General features: G+C 60.9%; 18 protein-coding genes. 9 read left to right on the top strand and 9 right to left on the bottom strand.

Annotated features, from left to right (window positions below; all coding sequences use genetic code 11):
- Nucleotides 1-20: 20 nt before the first annotated feature.
- The 3 genes from AC1DXN_RS11075 to AC1DXN_RS11065 all read right to left on the bottom strand — a co-directional run bounded on the left by AC1DXN_RS11075 (nt 21) and on the right by AC1DXN_RS11065 (nt 3,264).
- Nucleotides 21-887 carry a carbohydrate ABC transporter permease gene (locus AC1DXN_RS11075; RefSeq protein ID WP_477242627.1) on the bottom strand — a complete coding sequence of 289 codons (867 nt, stop codon included), beginning with the start codon at nt 885-887 and terminating at the stop codon, nt 21-23.
- Nucleotides 880-1,806, bottom strand: coding sequence for a carbohydrate ABC transporter permease (locus AC1DXN_RS11070; protein WP_477273647.1), 927 nt, complete (start codon nt 1,804-1,806; stop codon nt 880-882). Before AC1DXN_RS11070 ends, AC1DXN_RS11075 begins: the two co-directional genes overlap by 8 nt.
- Nucleotides 1,807-1,962: 156 nt before the next feature.
- Nucleotides 1,963-3,264, bottom strand: a complete 1,302-nt coding sequence (locus tag AC1DXN_RS11065) for an ABC transporter substrate-binding protein (protein ID WP_477273645.1) — start codon at nt 3,262-3,264, stop codon at nt 1,963-1,965.
- Between the two features lie 578 nt (nt 3,265-3,842).
- On the opposite strand from AC1DXN_RS11065, the gene AC1DXN_RS11060 reads away from it, so the two are divergent.
- Nucleotides 3,843-5,150: a mechanosensitive ion channel family protein gene (locus tag AC1DXN_RS11060; protein ID WP_477273643.1), complete on the top strand. Its 1,308-nt coding sequence runs from the start codon at nt 3,843-3,845 to the stop codon at nt 5,148-5,150.
- On the opposite strand, the gene AC1DXN_RS11055 is transcribed toward AC1DXN_RS11060, so the two are convergent.
- Together AC1DXN_RS11055 and AC1DXN_RS11050 are read right to left on the bottom strand one after the other, a co-directional pair.
- Entirely contained in the window at nt 5,125-5,574 is a 450-nt protein-coding gene (locus tag AC1DXN_RS11055) for a pyridoxamine 5'-phosphate oxidase family protein (RefSeq protein WP_477273641.1), read from the bottom strand. The two genes, AC1DXN_RS11060 and AC1DXN_RS11055, sit on opposite strands and share 26 nt — an antisense overlap.
- Nucleotides 5,575-5,636: 62 nt before the next feature.
- Nucleotides 5,637-6,176 (bottom strand): flavodoxin domain-containing protein, encoded by a 540-nt coding sequence (locus tag AC1DXN_RS11050; protein WP_477273639.1) that lies wholly within the window; start codon nt 6,174-6,176, stop codon nt 5,637-5,639.
- A gap of 393 nt (nt 6,177-6,569) precedes the next feature.
- Between AC1DXN_RS11050 and gloA2 the strand changes: the two genes are divergently transcribed.
- The 3 genes from gloA2 (at nt 6,570) to AC1DXN_RS11035 (ending at nt 8,050) form a co-directional block, all read left to right on the top strand.
- Nucleotides 6,570-6,953, top strand: coding sequence for an SMU1112c/YaeR family gloxylase I-like metalloprotein (gloA2, locus tag AC1DXN_RS11045; protein WP_477273637.1), 384 nt, complete (start codon nt 6,570-6,572; stop codon nt 6,951-6,953).
- Between the two features lie 273 nt (nt 6,954-7,226).
- Nucleotides 7,227-7,457, top strand: a complete 231-nt coding sequence (locus AC1DXN_RS11040; protein ID WP_477273635.1) for a hypothetical protein — start codon at nt 7,227-7,229, stop codon at nt 7,455-7,457.
- 305 nt (nt 7,458-7,762) lie between these two features.
- Complete coding sequence (locus AC1DXN_RS11035; protein ID WP_477273633.1) at nt 7,763-8,050, top strand: hypothetical protein; 288 nt, start codon at nt 7,763-7,765, stop codon at nt 8,048-8,050.
- A 372-nt stretch (nt 8,051-8,422) separates the two neighbouring features.
- Here the strand turns inward: AC1DXN_RS11035 and AC1DXN_RS11030 are convergent, their stop codons facing one another.
- A complete protein-coding gene (locus AC1DXN_RS11030; protein ID WP_477242641.1) occupies nt 8,423-9,178 on the bottom strand; it encodes a haloacid dehalogenase type II in 756 nt (251 codons plus the stop codon).
- Between the two features lie 51 nt (nt 9,179-9,229).
- Nucleotides 9,230-10,201, bottom strand: coding sequence for a DMT family transporter (locus tag AC1DXN_RS11025; RefSeq protein WP_477273631.1), 972 nt, complete (start codon nt 10,199-10,201; stop codon nt 9,230-9,232).
- A gap of 209 nt (nt 10,202-10,410) precedes the next feature.
- On the opposite strand from AC1DXN_RS11025, the gene AC1DXN_RS11020 reads away from it, so the two are divergent.
- Entirely contained in the window at nt 10,411-11,301 is an 891-nt protein-coding gene (locus AC1DXN_RS11020) for a LysR family transcriptional regulator (protein ID WP_477273629.1), read from the top strand.
- Nucleotides 11,302-11,476: 175 nt separating this feature from the next.
- On the opposite strand, the gene AC1DXN_RS11015 is transcribed toward AC1DXN_RS11020, so the two are convergent.
- On the bottom strand, nt 11,477-12,529 hold the full coding sequence (locus AC1DXN_RS11015; protein WP_477274007.1) for an aminopeptidase: 1,053 nt from the start codon (nt 12,527-12,529) through the stop codon (nt 11,477-11,479).
- Between the two features lie 281 nt (nt 12,530-12,810).
- Here AC1DXN_RS11015 and AC1DXN_RS11010 point away from each other — a divergent pair, with 281 nt between their 5' ends.
- On the top strand, nt 12,811-13,458 hold the full coding sequence (locus AC1DXN_RS11010) for a class I SAM-dependent methyltransferase (RefSeq protein WP_477273627.1): 648 nt from the start codon (nt 12,811-12,813) through the stop codon (nt 13,456-13,458).
- A 99-nt stretch (nt 13,459-13,557) separates the two neighbouring features.
- Here the strand turns inward: AC1DXN_RS11010 and AC1DXN_RS11005 are convergent, their stop codons facing one another.
- Entirely contained in the window at nt 13,558-14,454 is an 897-nt protein-coding gene (locus AC1DXN_RS11005; protein WP_477273625.1) for a hypothetical protein, read from the bottom strand.
- A 320-nt stretch (nt 14,455-14,774) separates the two neighbouring features.
- Between AC1DXN_RS11005 and AC1DXN_RS11000 the strand changes: the two genes are divergently transcribed.
- The 3 genes from AC1DXN_RS11000 (at nt 14,775) to AC1DXN_RS10990 (ending at nt 18,363) form a co-directional block, all read left to right on the top strand.
- Nucleotides 14,775-15,254 (top strand): MarR family winged helix-turn-helix transcriptional regulator, encoded by a 480-nt coding sequence (locus tag AC1DXN_RS11000; protein WP_477273623.1) that lies wholly within the window; start codon nt 14,775-14,777, stop codon nt 15,252-15,254.
- Nucleotides 15,251-16,453, top strand: a complete 1,203-nt coding sequence (locus tag AC1DXN_RS10995; protein WP_477273621.1) for an HlyD family secretion protein — start codon at nt 15,251-15,253, stop codon at nt 16,451-16,453. The genes AC1DXN_RS11000 and AC1DXN_RS10995 overlap by 4 nt, the downstream gene beginning before the upstream one ends.
- A gap of 374 nt (nt 16,454-16,827) precedes the next feature.
- Nucleotides 16,828-18,363, top strand: a complete 1,536-nt coding sequence (locus tag AC1DXN_RS10990; protein WP_477273619.1) for a DHA2 family efflux MFS transporter permease subunit — start codon at nt 16,828-16,830, stop codon at nt 18,361-18,363.
- The last annotated feature ends 73 nt before the right edge of the window (nt 18,364-18,436 follow it).

The following is an 18,436-nucleotide window of genomic DNA, read 5'->3' as shown; positions in this document are numbered from 1 at the left end:
TGCAAAGAGACCACCGAACATCAGCCCTTCACCGCGCCCGAGAGGTTGCCGCCCGAGATCTGCCGGTAAGTCAGGATGAACAGCAGCACGATCGGCAATTGCGAGATGACCAGACCCGCGGCCGGCAGGTTGAAGACGGCGAGGTAGCGATCGCTGTTCAGTTTCAGCATGCCGACCGTCACCGGAAAATTGTCCTCGCTGTTGAGGAACACCAGGCCGAACACGAACTCCTTCCAGATGGCGATGAAGTTCAGCGTGTAGCCGACGAGAATGCCGGGAACCGACAGCGGCAGGATCACCTTGCAGAAAACCTGGAAATCGGTCGCGCCCTCGACATAGGCGGCCTTTTCGATTTCCGGCGGAATTGTCGTCATGAAGCCGCGCAGGATCAGCACCTGCAACGGCATCCCGTAGACGCCGTGGACGATAATCAGGCCGATCTTGGTGTCCAGCAGGTGGAACGTGCGCAGCGTGTCGTAGAGCGGGATCAGCACCGTCTGCTGCGGCAGCATGAGACCGGTCAGCAAAAGGCCGAAGATCCACTTGCGCCCGGGAACGTTCATACGGCTGAGCGCGAAGGCCGGGACCAGCGCCAGCGTCACCGCCAGTGCCGAGCCCGCCGTCGCATAGATCAGGCTGTTTCTCAAAAGCGTGCCGAACCCAAGCCCGAACCAGACGTCGATGTAGGGCTGGATGGTCGGCGATTTCGGCAAGGCGAAAGGCCCCGCCAGAAATTCGGCGTTCGACTTGATCGACGTCATGACGATCAGAAGCAGTGGTCCGAGCCATACCGCCGCCAGCACCAGCATGAGGGCGGTTGCGGCAAGTTTGGGCAGAACCGCAAGAAGGGGGCTGCGGCCCGTGGCGATCATGGTCGTGTCAGACATCGAAAGCACCCTTCAGGACCTTGCCGAGCAGGAAAGCCGCCAGCGACCCGGCAATCACCAGGATGACGACGCTGAGTGCTGCGCCGTAGCCGAAGCGGGAATTCCAGAAGCTCTCCATGTAGACGAGATAGCCGAGCACGTTGGTCATGCCGAAAGGCGCGCCCTTGGTCAGCACGGCGATCAGGTCGAAGGCGCGCAGCGATTCGAACAACGTCAGCATGACGATGATCGCGGTGACGGGGCGCAACTGGGGCAGGGCGACGCTGCGGATCATGCGCCAATGTCCCGCGCCCTCAATGCGCGCGGCGTCGAATGTTTCCTTCGGAACGTCGCCGAGGCCGGCGAAGTAGAAGATCATCGGCATGCCGGTGAAGGCCCAGCCCGAAATGACCGCCAGTGTGTAGAGCGCGATGCGATAGTCGCCGAACCATTCATGCACCAGGAAGCCGAGCCCGACCGAACGCAGCAAGGTGTCGAAGGCGCCGAACACCGGATTGAGGATCAGCAGGAACATCAGGCCGACCGCGATCAGCGACATCGTCACCGGAAAGAAGACGATCGTGCGCAACAGCGATGGCGCAAACACCAGGCGCGCCTTCATCACATAGGCGATCAGGAAACCGAGCGAGACCGGAAAGACCAGCGAAACGACCAGCCACTTGGCGTTGTTGACCAGCGCTATGTAGAAATAATTGTCATGGAACAGGTAGGCGTAGTTGGCGAAGCCGACGAATTTCTTCTGCGGCGCCATGCCGTTCCATTCGAAGAAACTGAGGTAGATCGTGTAGAGGATCGGGTAGCCGATGAAGCAGGCAAACACCAGCAACGGCACGGCGACGCCGAACACGGTTACGAACACATGCTGGCGGGCAAAACCGACGAAGGTACCATCATCGAAGCGCCTTGCGCTGCTGGCCATGGTGTTGCGCCTTTCGATTGACTGGGAAAATGGCTGTGTGCGCCGGCGTCGGGCTCACCAGCACGCGGCTCCCGTCAAGCGGCGATGCGCCGAAGTGCACCGCCGCCGGGGAGGATGCGGGAAAAGGGCGCTGCGCCTCTCCCGCTCGGTCATCGCCTAGGACTTCTTGACGCGCGCCGCCTCGTCCTCGGTCAGCTTCATCGCGTCTTCAGGCGACATGGCGCCGGCCAGCACACCCTGGACGCCGTCGAGGAACTTGTCCGAGATCGCCGGCGGCGTGGCATGGTCGACATGCATGAAGGTGAACGAGCCGGACTCCGCCATTGCCTTGCCGAGGCGCTGCTCCATCTCGCTCAGCCGCGACAGGTCTGAATTGACGTTCGACGGATAAGGCTTGTCGATCTCGAGCTTCTTGCTCATCGCTTCGTCAGACACCATCCAGTCCAGGAACTCCGCCGCGGCGTCCTTGTTCGGGCTGTTCGCATGGATCATGATCGTGTCCTCGGCGAAGACCGACATCACCGGCTTCTTGCCCGGGAAGGCCGGCATCGGGAAGAAGTCCATGGGCACGACGCAGCATTGCGGCTGGTCACCGCGGAAGCGGCCGAGATTGAACGAGCCCTGATACCAGTGCAGGCCGTGGCCTTGCGTCCATGGCACCATGGCCGGTCCGAGATCGATCGAGTTGAACGACGGCTCGAACATGCCGTCCTGGGCGAGCTTCTGCATCATGGCGGTGACATCGACCGCACGTGGGTCGGTCCACGGAATGGTGCCGTTGATCAGCCCGTCATAGACATCCAGGCCATGCTTGTTGACCAGGATTGCCGACCACATGAACTGCGAGGGCCATTTCTTCTGATTGGCCAGCATGAATGCGGCAAGGCCGGCTTCCTTGCCCTTCTGCGCGTTGGCCATGAGCTCGTCCCATGTGGTCGGAACCTTGAGGCCAAGCTTCTCGTAGATGTCCTTGCGGTACCAGACCACCGAGGCGCACATTTCCGTCGGCACGAAATGCTTTTTGCCGTTGTAGACGGACAGCGTCACGCCGGCCGGGTTCAGTTTCTTGTCCCAGCCATATTTCTCGTAATAGGACGTCAGATCGGCGGAGAAGCCGTTGTCGACGATTTCCTTGCCGCGCCCGCCTTCCCAGGAATAGAAAAGATCCGGGGGATTGCTCGAAGACAGCTCGATGGTCTGCTTGGTCTTATAGGTCTCGCCGTCGACACTGGCGCCGGTGACATGCACCCGATCGCCGTTCTTCTTGTTCCACTCGTCGATCAGCCAATTGGCGTAGACCTCCGAAGACGGCCATGGCGCCCGGTAGAAATATCTGAGTTCGGCCGGCGCGGCCCGCGCTATCTTGATTCCCGAGGCAGCCGCCACGGCGGTCGCGCCAAGTGCTGCCGAGGCCTTTACGAAGGTGCGGCGAGACAGTCCGTTCTGCTTGATGTTCATCACTTCCTCCCGTTCCGTTTGACAATTTGCAGGCAGCACCAGGCCGTCACGAAGCGCGAGCGCGACGTGTGTCGGCAGTGACTGTTGCTGACCCTCCGAAGGCGAATTTGGGGTGCGGCTCTACGGTGCCAAATTCGTCACGGAGATTGAATTAATCCAATCGAAGCGCTTGCGCAAGCGCTTCGATGATCAATTTTTGGCTTTTTCTGTGATTTCTTAAATAGGGCAGGCGAAATCCGCATTGTCGACTGGGTCGTGACCTTCACCTGTCCGACTGGTGCCAAGGAAGCGATCGAGATGTCAAAAAAGATCCTGCTCGACTGTGCCACTTCGGCGGAGCCGACGGTGACGGTGGAAACGAAAGCGATCACCGCGGAAAACGCCAAGCAGGTGATGGGGAAGTAGGGCTGGCGATCATCTTGCAAGAATCAGTGGCAGGGCCCCCTCGCGGGGCCCTGCTGCATTTGTTCCGCCGCTGCCGCTCACAAAGCCATCCTCAAGCTCAACTTGACCAATCACAAGGCCGACGACATTGTGGACCGCGAGTTGCAGTTCGTTAGCCAAGTGGTCGTGTGGCAATGGATTTTCGCGACGCCATCGATAGAGCGCTGGCCTGGGCCGGTGGATGGTTCGACTATGCCGCCACGCCATGGTTCGTCTATCAGGTCGGCATCATCGCCTCGCTCTTTGTCGTGGCGAAGCTGGCGGCGCTGCGGGTCGAGCCTCTCGTCGAGAACCAGGCACGCCAGATCAAGGGCCATCCCGGACTCTTAAGGGTCGTCATCGCGCTGTTGCGGCGCACCGACTGGATCCTGTTCATTATCTTCCTGTTTGCCGCGCTCAACCTGTTGCTCGCCATCACCTGGCCGAGCCGCACCCATCTCCTGCTCGTCGCGCTGTTGCTCTCGCTGGCGTGGCTGTTCGCGACCGTGCTGTCGCGCATCGTCCGCAACCGCCTCGTCGCGCGCACGCTGGGTTGGTTGGCCTGGATCTACGCGGCCCTTGTCATACTGGGCGTCAGTGACGAAGCGGCCACCTTCCTCGACGGCCTGGCAATCCCTCTAGGCGCGGTTCGCCTTTCGGCCCTCATGGTGCTGAAGGCGGCGCTGCTCCTGATCGCAACGGTCTGGCTTGCGGTGGTCGCCGGCAATTACATCGATGAGCGCGTCCGCCTCTCCGAGGAACTGACACCGTCGATCCGCGTCCTCGTCGGCAAGGTCGCCAAGATCGGTCTCGTGCTGGTGGCAGGCGCCATCGCGCTCTCTGCCGTCGGCCTCGACCTGACGGCGCTGACGGTGTTTTCCGGCGCCGTTGGCGTCGGTCTGGCTTTCGGACTGCAGAAGGTCGTCTCGAATTTCGTCTCCGGCATGATCATCCTGCTCGACAAGTCGATCAAGCCGGGCGACACGATTTCGCTCGAAGGCACCTTCGGCTGGATACGCGAATTGCGGGCGCGCTTTGTCTCGGTGGTAACGCGCGACGGTCGCGAATTCCTGATCCCCAACGAGGACTTCATCACCCAGAGGGTCATCAACTGGTCGTTCAGCGACAACCTCGTGCGCCTCGACGTGAACTTCGGCGTCTCCTATGACGCCGATCCGCACAAGGTCAGCGAACTGGCGATCGAGGCCGCGATCAGCGTCGGCAGGGTTGAGGCCGACCGGCGGCCTGTCTGCTGGCTGACCGACTTCGGTGACTCCTCGCTGAACTTCGTCCTGCGCTTCTGGATCCGCGACCCGCAGCAAGGCCTGACCAACGTACGCGGCAAGGTGCTGCTGGCGCTTTGGGACACATTCAAGGCAAACGGCATAAGCATCCCCTATCCGCATCGCGAGATCATCATGAAACAGGCTGGGCCGGTCAGACCAGGGCACGACGACCGGTGATCTTCTCGATGTTGATGCGGAAGAAGAGGTGAGGCGGACTGGCCACCTTGTCCTCGGCGTGAGGTGTCTCGCTGCCAGGTTCCCACCAGTTGGGGCGCGCTTTCTGCAACAGCGACCAGGCATGGTCGCGCTCATTCTGCCGAGGGCCCGATTCGGCCAGTTCTTCGTAGAGGCCGAAGGCAACGACACTCCACCAGCTGCGAGGGTTGGCAATCTCGTCGACTTCGAAGCAGACCTGAGGATGTTCGCGCATCGCCCGGACCTTCTGGCCGATCAGGGAGAAGCTGTAAATGTGGCTGTTCTCGTAAACGAAGCTGATCGGCACGACGTACGGCATCCCGTCCCTTAAGCACGCGAGGTGCCCGACCCTGCTGTCGGCCAGGTGCATCCTGCATTCTTGGGCGGTCATCTCAGTGACGGTCACGGGACTCCCCAGGTGAAAGGGCCAGCTTCACTTTGTGCATCTCGATGCAGGCTGCGCCCGACTCAGGCACCTCCTTGTTTGGCCGTCTCGAGAAATCGATCGGCGAAGTCGGCGAGTGCGTTCCAGTCAGTGAATTCGTGATCGCGCTCGGGGCTCGGGCCGCCGCTCTTCATGACGACGAATTTGACGAACTGCTCCTGAAAGTAATCGTACTTGGTGAAGCGCAATGCGCCCCCGAGAAGAAGGGTCATGCGTGGTTGCCACCCTGTCACGGAGACGAAGCGATCCACATACTTTTGAGCCTCCGTCTTTTGGTCTTCCAGCGCCGCCGACAGACTGACGGATATGAGGGCCGAGGGCCTGGTGCTCAGCGCCTCGTGATGCGCAAATACGAAGTTCGTGACGGTTTCCTGGTGGTGCTCCTGGTGGACCGACGCGGCAATGACGAACGCGTCGAAGTGTCCGAGCTTCAAATCGGATGCGAGCGCTGCGCTATCCAGCAGCTCGACCTGGTGCCCGCGCTCGCGAATACGCGTTGCCGCCCGTGCGGCAATTTTCCCCGTCTGCCCTTCAGTCGTTCCATAGACAATCAGGACATTCACGATGTCCCTCCTATAGCGGACGAGACATTCGTAGGGACGGTTGATACGAGCCAGCCCGGCATCCCGGTACCTCAATGCTGCGCGCATTATAGCCCATGGAACGGGCTGCACGAACTGCTTTTCTCAGCGGCACGAAGAACCCGATCAGAGCCATGATCGGCACCATAAGCCATCCGATTATGACATCCGCCACGGGGGCGGGCGCGCTGCGATTGAGGCGCTCTATTGCGTCGGGGCCTGGGCGGGGCACTGACAGACAACGGGCAGGCCGACCATCCGACGCTGTGCCCAATCCGGACAAGGCTACCCTCGCGAACGGCGACATCAACAAAGTGCCCCGCGTACCCGATGGTGACCTTGGCCTGAAATCCCGGCTTGGCTAGAGTTCGTAGCATGCTGAACGCCATTCACCACGTCGCGCTCATCTGCACCGACTACGACCGGTCGCGACGGTTCTACGTCGAACTCCTCGGCCTCGAACTGATCCGGGAGGTCTATCGGGAAGAGCGGCAGTCATGGAAGGCGGATCTGCGGATCGGGTCCGTCCAACTGGAATTGTTCTCCTTCCCTGCACCAGTGATGCGGCCGTCCCATCCAGAGGCGACAGGCCTGAGACATCTGGCATTTGCCGTGGCTGATCTTGATCCCGTAATCATGCGCCTGGAAGCCGCCGGCGTTGCCGTTGAGCCAATCCGGATCGACCCCTATACAGACCAACGGTTTACCTTTTTCAGAGACCCAGATGGACTGCCGCTGGAACTCTACGAAGCCCCATAAGGAACAGTTAGCTTTCGCGACCACGTCATCGGATGTGGGAACGCCACTTCCATCGCCAACGGCAAGGTTGCGATCCCAACGAGATGGCGAATGCATCGGGCTTCGGCGCCGGTTACCATTGTCGCGAATTGGTTGACATCTACCCTTGCAAGTTCGCAGCGACCCTGTTGTCGCTTGCCAAAACCCGGGCGCTGTGCACTGACGGTCTCATCGGTATCGCGTATCGGCGAATCTGTGTTAAGCCGCCGCTCGATCAACCAAAGGACGACACCAGTGAGCGAACCGACCGTGGCCGAAGCGATCGAAAATATCTATGCCTCGCTGCGGGCGGACAATGCCGACATCGACGCGCATATCGCGACGCTGAAGGCGGCGCTGGCACGCGAAGGCATAAAACAGGCGGTGTTCGATCCCAGCAAGCTGGTGCAGAACAACCGCCAGGGCCGCAAGCTGATGCAGGCGTATTTTAGGCAGCGCGGCGTGAGCGTGAGCTTTTCGGAGTAGGAGAGCCGCGCGCGGGCGATCTCAAGCGCGCCGTGCCCGGCCGATCCGAACTGTGCGCTCATAGACGAACCCCCGCGATCGAGAATCGGCAGCCGGATGGACCAGCAAGAGCGCCGAGCAGCAGCGGCGCGCAGTCCCAAGCCAGTTTCCAGCTGCCGTGCTTCAAGCAAGACGTTCAAATTTGAGCTTCCGCATTCATGCTCTGTCGAGCGTATCTCTTAGAGGCGCTTAAACCTTCTGCGCCGTAGGTTCTTGCCGGGCTGAATCGCCGTCAGCGACGATGACGACGAAATAGGAGAACGCAAATGCCTCGCAGTCACATTGAACGTCTTGGAGAGTTCAGGGAAATTCTGGTCGCGACCCGACGCGAAGGAGTCCGCAACGTACACCATACTCGCGACGCAATGCGGGCAAGCGGCTTTCAGATTGGGGACAGCGACGGTTCCAGCTACGGAGCCGAGCTGAAGGTTCTCCAAGAAGAAATCGAGGCAGTCGATCGCGCCATCGAAGACGAGAAGCGGTTGGCCTTGACCATCGAGAGCGGGGCTCAATCCCGCCGACCGATCAAGCCGAGAATCGTCAAGGGAACATAGAGTCTGGTACGGCCCCTGGCGCGGTAGCGAAGACGCTTTTGGTGTCGGGCTCGCCACCGCTTGCTACAGCGAGCGGCCGGTGCGGCCTTCAAGGACCACCGCCCAATATGGAACCCCTTTCGCGACGACGTCGTGGAGGGTGGGGGACGCCACCTCTGCGTCTTTTGATAACGGCAGGATTCAGGAACGGCACTCCTCGAACGATGGTCTTTTGCTGGGTGTGACGCCTTGCACATCACGGTTTCGAGTGCGTGACGCTGAACGGATTCGAGGACGGGATCAGACCGCGGCCGGGCGAAGCGGGTCCGAACATTCTGTCCGGCTTTTTTGGAAAGCTGTAGGGCGGCGAGACGAACCGATCTGCGCCTGCTGTCACGCAGTGGGCGGCCTGGCGGCTCGGGTATCAGCCGCCCGCAATTCTTCAGCGTGCGCCTTGACGAGGTCGGCCATGCAGTCGAAGCGGAAATCCACCGTCGGTATGTCGCCGGGATTCATCGTGGCGCCGAAGCCCTGGTCCGCATGCCTGCGATAGATCCAGCACGATGTTAGACCGAAGCGTTTGGCAGGAGTGTGATCGTGGAACATGCTTTCCGCGGTGTGTAGGATTTGTCGCTTCTCGACTCCGATCGTCCCGAGATTTTCGAGCATATAGTTGAAGTTCCGGTCGGAAGGTTTGTAGGAGCCGACATCCTCCGCCGTATAGATCGCGTCGAAATCTACGCCGAGCTTCTTGTTGCTAAACGAGAAGCTTTTGTTGTCGACGTTGGAGAGGATGATCAGCTTGTAGTGCTTTTTGAGATACTGCAAGGCTTCCACGGAGTCGGCAAAAGCCGGCCAATTCTTCACGCTTTCGCCATACGCCACGCATTCCTCTTGAGTGACAATGACACCCCATTCCTCCGCAAGTCGCTTGTAAACGATCGGCAGAAGGTCGCAGTAGCGTTTCTCCGGAGTCCATTTCTGCTGGCCAGATTCGTGCCGAGCGTGCGCCTCCAGAATGTCATTCCGGCCTAAGCTCCGGGCAGCCCTTTCGGTCAGCGGCCTCAGGCCGTCGATCATTCCGGATTCCCAATCTATAAGGGTGCCGTAGCAGTCGAAGGTGAGGGCTTTGAAATCTGTGAGCTTCATGGGTTACCTCCTTGATGTCCATGGTTGAACCAATGCTGGCGTAGATCGCGGTCAACGATGAGGGCCGAATCCGCCCTCGGCGATAAAAGAGCGGGCGTTCCTGCTGACTGAACTCAAAACTGCCTCGTCCTTCGACGGTGAGTTGTTCGACGACATGTACCAAACACCGAACAGTGTCACCGCAAGGCCCAGGAACATCGCCGTCGAAAGCGGCTCTCCGAACATCGACCAGCCCCAGAGCATCGTCACCGGCGGGCTGAGGTAGATCACACTGCTGACCTGTGATGCCGTGTAAAGGCGCAGGCTTACATAGTACGTGCCGTAGCAGAAGAAGGTCGAAAACAGCACCAGCCAGGCGATGCCGCACCCGAAGCGGGCATCGAGGGGCGGCATCAGCCCGCCATTCCATTCGGCGCAAGCGGCGAAAAGGATCGCCGCCGTCAAGCATTGAATGCACAGGCTCTGATGGATGGGCATATTGATCGTCCCCATCCGCTTCTGCACTACGGTTGTCAGCGCCAAAACCGTCATGGAAGCGGCTGTCAACACATATGCCCAGGCCGGGGCCGTCCCGACGGTCAAGTTGTCCAGCGAGACGATAAGCACGCCGGCCACTCCAAGAGCCGTTCCGATCCATTGTCTCCCGGTCAATCGTTGTCCCAGAACGGGCTGCGACAAGGCCGCGATGGCGAGAGGCACAAGATCGGAAATCAGCGCGACAAGGCCAGTCGGCACGCGCTGACCGATGGCAAGCGCGAATCCGCCTAGATAGAGGAACATCATCGCCATGCCGAAGGCCATCTGCTGGATCAAGGCACGCCCGCTTATGCGCGATCCGATCAGGAGAGCAAATGGCAAGAGGATCAATCCGGACATCAAGGTCCGCCAGAACAGCACCAGCATGACATCGGCATTCTCGCTGGCGTAGCGGATGCCGACGAAACCAGAACTCCAGCTTATGACCAGGACCGTCGCCATTATTGGCCATACGAGACGGTGGGTTTTGGTTCGCCGGAGCGTCATGGGATCTCTTTATTCAGGCCTGCCCGTGGCCCCCGAAGCGGAGCACGGCCGATGTTGGCCAGACTATTGGCGGCACCAACGCAAATTTGCACATGACAAATTTCGATACGTTCATGAAATAGCCACTAAAACCAGCATGCACTGTTGCCTTAAAGAGCGTCGGTGCATCAGAAATCGACGCATTGCTTTTGTATCGAGCGAGAAATGTCATGGCCGGAGTGATGAGCCGCCGCCTGGATGTCGACGCCTTACGCGCACTGGTCGCGATCGAGAAGCACGGCGGCGTCACGCGCGCGGCCGAAATTCTCGGCTTGTCGCAATCGGCAGTCAGCCACAAGGTCAAGAGACTCGAAACGAGTCTCGACTGCGAAATCCTCACCCGGAAAGCAAACGCGCAGATGTTCACCACGGCCGGACAGGATCTGCTTGGCTATGCGCGGCGCATTCTGGGCATCCATGACGAGGCGGTCCTGAGCCTGTCGAAAAGCACTTTGCAAGGCAAGATCGCGCTGGGAATGACCGAGGATACGACCTGCACGGATCTTTCGCGCATTCTTGGCCGGTTTCGCCGGCTCTACCCGGAGGTGAGCGTACGCACGCAAGTTCGCATGAGCCTCGTGTTGCAGGATCTGCTGGGCCAAGGAGCGATTGATGCCGCCATCATCCAAGTATTCCAGCATGAGGTCCGCCCCGCCGACATCCTTCTGTTCCGCGAGACGCTGCATTGGGTGAAATCTCGCGACCTGGTTCTGCCGAACGGGAAGCCGGTCCCATTTCTTTCCTTCGATGAGAATTGCTTTTACCGGCGCTGGGGCATCGACGTCGGGCAGGACGAGGATACGGTGTTCGAGACCGTGTTCGAATGCTCCAGCGCAGCCGGCATCACTGCAGGCGTAGTGGCGGGCCTCGGCGTCGCACTCTTAAGTCAGCGGTACCTGCAGCCCGATATGGAGATTGCCGACAACATATTTCCCAAGCCTCCAGACCTGGCTTATGTAATCAGACGCGCCCGCAACTCCCGAAATCCCGCGCTAGAGACGTTGGTCAGGGAGATCGAGGCTGAAGTAAAGCGCTACGGGGCGCTTCAAATCGCCGTCTGAGCGCGTCGCGCTGCGAAAGCTGGCACGCCAACCCTTCGGCTGCTCGCCGGCAGTTCGTCCATAGACAGCGAAGTCGACGAGGAAGTTGCGGCCACGATGGGGTCGCCAGCGGAACGGCTTCATTCTGGCTAGTTTTTCGGCCCATCTGACATCGGAGCATTCAGAGGCCGGGCCCTCATGCTTGTTCAAGTCTGCACGTATCCGCAGCCTTGAGTGCTTCGGCACGCGAAGGTTTGGGCAAATCCGCGATCCGTCGAACGGAAGCGTAAAACCTTGGATAATCGCCGGAACACAAGTCGAACAAGCGAAGAAAGGCCGGAACCTGTTCACCGTAGACAGCAGTCGCGGCGAGCTTTGCGTTGTTGATCGGGGCATCGAACCAGGCGTCGTATCCCCGGTATCCGGCCCAGCGCCTATCGCGCATCTGCCGGTAGCGCATCCGCAGTCTGTCGATCGTGGCTGCCTTGGCATCCGCCATCTGCTTCGGGGTGCGGGGACTCGCATAGACCTGCCTTAACTCGTCGCGAGTTTTCGACACCAGTCCGAGAAAATCGGCGCCGCGCTTGCGATCGGCTTCGTAGCGGCGCAATCCGGCCCGGTCGCCTGCGGCGCGGAGCCATTTCCTGACGCCGGTGGTTTCGACGGCAACCGCGAAAGCCTCGTTGAACGCGGAATCGTCATCCACATAGAGGCGCTGATGCGCCAGTTCATGAAAAACAAGGCTTGCGAGATAGGTGTCGTCCTGACGCAGCATGGTGCTTAGCAGCGGGTCACTGGACCAGCCCAGTGTGGAATATGCGGTGACGCCTGAGACATAGACGTCCAGCCCCTGTCTCTGAAGCTCGGCCGCGCTTTCAGCCGCGGATTTCCGAGAGAAGTAGCCCCGGTATGGAACGCAGCCGAAGACCGGAAAGCACCATGTTATTGGCGCGAGCGAGAATTGCGGCGCGGCAAAAACGGCCCAGGTCACGGCGTCCCGATGGATGTCGACATAGCTGCGGTAGCTGTTGTTTTCGGGCAGCGCCAGTTCATCTGTCGCAAACCGACGTATGGCGCTCGCCGACGTCAACTTGGCGCGCAATGCCTTAGGCGTCGAAGGATCATGGATGAGCTTCCCGACATTTCTGCGAGCGGCCATGATCTGCACATGACCCTCCAGCGACTGCGCGTAGTAGGAAACGCTGGTGCAGCCGGTCACAGCGGAGGCCACGATCATCGCGGCAAGCATTCGAAGAACGCGATTCACTGTTTGCCCACCGCTTGCTCATCTCCCCCACGGAGCAAATGCCCCATTTGCCCCGTGTCTCAAACAGGCGCACCAATTTTCGTCAAGGTCTGCGGGGGCAGCGGGTCGGACTTTCGACTTTGGCAGGATTGGCAATGCGGCCATTCGCTTACGATTGACGGAAGCCCACCGCAGGGCCTGCCAGCTTCGGCCTGCCACCCCAGCCGCTTACGTTGCGTTTAGCTCCGCCATGTAAGGATCCGAAATCCGGGGGCCGAACGCTCATGCTAGACAATTACGAAGTCGACCGGTTTGGCGTGATCCATCAGATCGACGCAACACCGATCACATACGACAAGCAGTATATTTCCTACTACGAGGATCTGAGCGACCGGACCATCAAGCTCGGCTATCAGCGGCTTGGCTGGGTGCTTGGGATCACCGGCGAGATACCGCGGTCGGTGCTGGAGATCGGCTATGGCACCGGCACATTCGTCGAAGCCGCCAAGATAACCGGGGTTGCCGACTGCGCCGGCTGTGACATCACCCGGTTTCCGCTGCCCGAGGGTGTGCGCTTTGTCGATTGGGAGGAGGCGCTTGCCGGCTCTTGGGATCTCGTCGCCATGTTCGACGTGCTCGAGCACATCCCTGACTTGAGTTTTCTCGCCCGCCTTCAGGCCCGCCATCTCGCCATCGCCGTTCCCTATTGCCGCTGGCGTGAGCTTGGCGCCGATGGCGATACGTGGTTCCGGACGTGGCGTATGCGTCTGCCCAACGAGCATTTGCACCATTTCGACCGTCAATCGCTGGTGGCGCTGCTGGCGTATCACGGCTTCGAGTGCGTGACGCTGAATGGCTTCGAGGACGGCATCCGGCTGCGGCCGGGCGAAGCCGGGCCGAACATCCTGTCCGGCTTTTTCAGAAAGCTATAGGCCGCTCCTCCACCGCTGCGATGAGCGGGCAAAGCCCAGACCGCGTTTGCCGCCATGCTGCAGGCGCGCCCAACCGGGCGCGTCAGAACGCCATCGGATTTATTGCGCCGGCGCCGGCGCGGGTGCCGCTGGCGCTGCCGCGGGTGCCGCTGCCGCGGGTGCCGCCGCCGTCGTGAACCCGCACTGCTTCTGTTCCATCTCGATCTGCTTGGTGATGCGGATGGCGTTCTGGGCGTAGGCTTCCGTCACCGAGCCGCTGTTGACCGTCTTGTCCTTCAGCGGGCTGACGGCCGCGCAGAGGTGGAAGACATGCTCGGTGGCGGACTTCGCGGCGCCGTTTTCCGGCGCGATCCAGTACACGATATCCTGGCCATTGGGGTGTGCCGCGTCCTTCGTCGCATCGGCCACGGTGGTCGAGTCGGTGGCGATCGCCTGCGCCTGGGCGGCGACCTCGGGCGAACAGGCCGTGGTCGGCTGCCCCGCCTTGATCTGCGCCGCGCACTGGTTCATGTCCTGCGTGTACTGCTCGACCGACGGCGGCTGGTAGCTGACCCCGATCAGTGTCGCCAGCACGGCAAGCACCGCGCCGACGCCGCCGGCAATCTTCTTGCTCTTCGGGTCCATGTTCTTGTCGTTGAGGATCAAAAGAACCAGCGGCAGGAAGGCAATCAGCGTGATGATCGCGCCGAGCTGGTTCTGGACGAAGAAACGGAATGTGTCGGATTCGCGGGCCGGGTCCTTCCGGTTGGCCGCCTTCCACAGCAGGCTGCCGGCAATGGCGAAAATCGCGATCCCGACCAGAATGCCGATCAAAAGCGGCAGGTTGCCCTGGTCGAATTTGTGCTGGCGGAGCAAGACGATCCCGTAGATCTCGCCACCAATGGCAATGATCCAGGCCAGCGCGGCGAAAAGCCGGAGGCGCGTGGCGCCGGACTTCTGGCCCTGCGATGCCTGCCAATCCTTGGTAACGTCTGTTGTCGGCTTGTTGTCGGCCATGACCAGGTCCCCCGGTTTCGACACGTTGCAAGGCGGCGTCATCGAACAGGCGCCCGGCGCAGCGTCATTGATCGAACGTCGCCTGCCTCAGCGCGAAAGCGCCACGGCAGACCGTACCTCCATCCATATTGCGCATGATTGGATTCGTCCATAGCCACGGGACAGACGCCGATGGCAATGCGTGGTTCCGGGCATGGCGCACATGCGCCTTCAGAAATCGCTAACCATGACCCGCCTTGCATGGCTGCCACACAATTATTTGAACCTCTGGTGCAATGCAGCATCTTGAATGGTAAGCACGCTCATTATATATCCCGCTCATGGTTTCCGATGGCATCGACAGATTGGGCTTTTTGATCCACGACGTGCAGCGTTTGATGCGCAAGCGGTTCGAGGCGCGTGCCAGCGGCTTCGGCCTTTCGTCGGCACAATGGCGGCTTTTGGTCCGCGTCGCCAAGGAGGCTGGAGTCGCGCAAGCACGGCTCGCCGAACTTCTCGAAATCGAGCCGATCAGTGTCTCGCGCTTGGTCGATCGCATGGAGGAGGGCGGCTGGATCGAACGCCGCTCCGACGCCACCGACCGCCGCGTGCGCATGATCTTCCCGACCGCCAAGGCGAGCGCGACCTATGCCCACGTCAAGAGCCTTGCCGGAGAGGTTTATGAGGAATCGCTCGTCGGCGTCTCGCCGGAAGATCGCCGTGTCCTGATCAGGGCGTTGGATATGATCGTGCAGAATCTTGCGGATGGCGAGACGTCGTCCTTGGAAAAAGTCAAGAGTACGGAAGGCGCAGCAGCATGAACGCGGCAGCCAAGATAGAAGAGAACGTGACCAGGCTGGAAATGCAGGCGCCGGCGCAGCCGGTCGCCGAGGCGCCATCGCAGCCGGCGGCTGCGCCGGTGGCGATTGCTCCTCCGGTTAAACCGGCGCATGTGGCGCCGAAGAAAAAGCGCCCCGCCGGTCGTTTCCTTTTGATGTTTGCACTGCCCGCGGCGTTGATCGCCGGCGGCGCCTACGTCTGGGTGACCGGCGGCCGCTACCAGGAGACCGAGAACGCCAATCTGCAGCAGGCCAAGGTGTCGATCGCCTCGGATACGGCGGGCCGCATCGTTCAGGTCGATATCGCCGACAACCAGCTGGTCAGAAAGGGCGACGTGCTGTTTGCCATCGATCCCGAACCCTACCGGATCGCGCTGGCCCAGGCCGACGCGGCTGTTGCAGTCGCACGGGTCGGCATCGAGCAGTTGCGCGCCGCCTACAGCCAGGCGACGGCGCAGGAAAAGTCCGCCACCAGTGAAGTCGACTATGCGCAGTCGCAATATGATCGCGCCGCCGACCTTGCCCAGAAGGGCATCAACACCAAGTCGGCGCTGGATCAGGCCAAGAACGACCTCGACAAGGCCAAGCAGCAGCTGGCTGTGGCACAGCAGGGCATCATCAGCGCCAAGGCAGCACTTGCCGGCAATCCCGACATCGAGACCGACAAGCATCCGACCGTGATGGCCGCACTCGCCGCGCGCGACAAGGCCGCCTACGATCTGGCGCAGACCACGGTCAAGGCGCCGGCCGACGGCGTCGTCAGCCAGGCGTCCTCGTTCAAGGTCGGCCAGTATGTCGGTTCCGGCACGCCGCTGTTTGCGCTGGTCGAAACCGGCGACACCTGGATCGATGCCAATTTTAAGGAAACCCAGCTCACCCATATGAAGCCCGGCCAGACGGCCGAGATCGTCGTCGATACCTATCCGGGCAGGACGTTCGAAGCCACGGTCAAGGCGATCGGCGCCGGCACCGGGGCCGAGTTCTCGCTGCTGCCGGCCCAGAATGCCACCGGCAACTGGGTCAAGGTCACGCAGCGCATTCCGGTGCGCCTGGAACTGACCGATGCCGACGCCAAAATGGCGTTGCGCACCGGCATGAGCGTCTCAGTCACGGTCGACACCGGCGTTTCGCGCGGGCTTCCGAGTATCTTTGGCCACGCCACGGCTGGCGAGGCTCAATAGACCGTGAATGGACCGTGATACCGAAAAGTGAAAATCGGTGTTCGGCAAAATTCATGGTCCAGGACGAACACCAGCGCTCGCCGTGCAGGCAGGGTGAATGCAGATGACAGGATTGGTCCGATGGGAGGTGTGCGAGGGGTTGGGGTTGGACCGGGCCACATTGCGGCCTGACCGAAACCTGAACGACTCGACGCAGGGCTCTTCGGTCCTCAGGTTTCCGGGCGGCAGATGCCTGATGTGTCGAGACGTTCGGTCGATGTAACCCCCACATCGATAGTCGCGTCCCACCGCGATGAGTGTCTTTCCACTAGGAAGGCCTCGCCGCCCGGAAACCTAGTGTACACGGTTTTGTTACCTGTCGGAAGTTTTGCATCATGAGCACGCCAGAACCCTTCAAGGAAGTGCCGCACCGAGGCCTGATCACGGTTGCGCTCATGCTGGCGACGGTCATGCAGGCGCTCGACACCACGATCGCCAATGTCGCGCTGCCGACCATGACCGGCGATCTCGGCGCCTCTCCCGACAACATCAACTGGGTGCTGACGTCCTACATCGTTGCCGCTGCCATCATGACGCCGGTGACCGGCTGGCTGGCCGATCGGTACGGCCGCAAGGAACTGTTCCTGACGGCGGTGGTCGGCTTCACCATCTTCTCCATGCTGTGCGGTCTGGCGTGGAGCCTTGAAAGCATAGTGCTGTTCCGGCTGATGCAAGGCGTTTTCGGCGCCGCGATCGTGCCGCTGTCGCAGACCTTCCTGCTCGACATCAATCCCAGGGAACGCCACGGCCAGGCGATGGCCATCTGGGGTGCCGGCATCATGCTGGGGCCGATCCTGGGCCCGACGCTCGGTGGCTGGCTGACCGAGAATTTCAACTGGCGTTGGGTCTTCTTCATCAACCTGCCGGTCGGCATTGCAGCCTTCCTCGGCATGGCCGCCTATCTGCCGGCCGTTGCCCGGCGGGTGCGCAACTTCGATTTCTTCGGCTTCGCCATGCTTTCGCTCGGTGTCGGCGCGCTGCAGCTGATGCTGGATCGCGGCGGCGAGGTCGACTGGTTTTCCTCGGTCGAGATCTGGATCGAGCTCGGTCTTGCGATAACCGGCTTCTGGGTTTTCATCATTCACACGGTGACGGCGGAGCGCCCGTTCATCGACCCCAAGATATTCGTCGACCGCAATTTCGTGACCGGGCTGGCGTTCATCTTCGTCATGGGTGTGCTCATCCTGGCCTCGATGTCGCTGCTGCCGCCAATGCTGGCGACCATCTTCGGCTATCCGACCATGACCATCGGTGTCGTCATTGGCCCCCGCGGCGTCGGCACGATGATTTCGATGCTCGTCGTCGGGCGGCTGATGAGCAAGGTCGATGCCAGGATTCTCGTCGTCATCGGCTTTCTGCTCACCGCGCAGTCGCTCTACACCATGGCCAGCTTCACGCCGCAGATGGACAACTGGCTGATCCTCAGCTCCGGCATCATCCAGGGCCTGGGAATGGGTATGGTGTTCGTGCCGCTGTCGACCGTGGCCTTCGCCACGCTTGACCCGCGCTACCGCACCGATGCAACCGCCTTGTTCAGCCTGGTGCGCAATCTCGGCTCATCCATCGGCGTATCGGTCGTGACGGTTCTGCTGGTGCGCAACACGCAGATCAATCATGCCGAGCTTTCGGCCTTCATCAACCCGTTCAACCCTAACCTTTGGGCGGCTTCGCCGGCAGCCGCAGGCGGCGACCCAACGGCCCTTTCCCAGGTGGACGGGCTGGTCAATATCCAGGCAATGATGATTTCCTACGTCAATGACTTCAAGCTGTTGATGATGATGACGCTGCTTGCCGTGCCGTTCGTGTTCCTGCTGCGCAAGCCAAAGGCTGCTCCGGCCGCTGGCGGAGCGCCTGCCGCACATATGGATTGAAGCGACGCCGATATTTGCCGGTAGCAGATGACGCTATCGCGGACGCGGCTGCAAACATGTAAGGCCGAGGCGC

It is taken from the genome of Mesorhizobium sp. P2_H9, assembly GCF_056403215.1.
The sequence above is the reverse complement of the archived record's forward strand: the minus strand, read 5'-3'. Positions and strand labels throughout refer to the sequence as shown.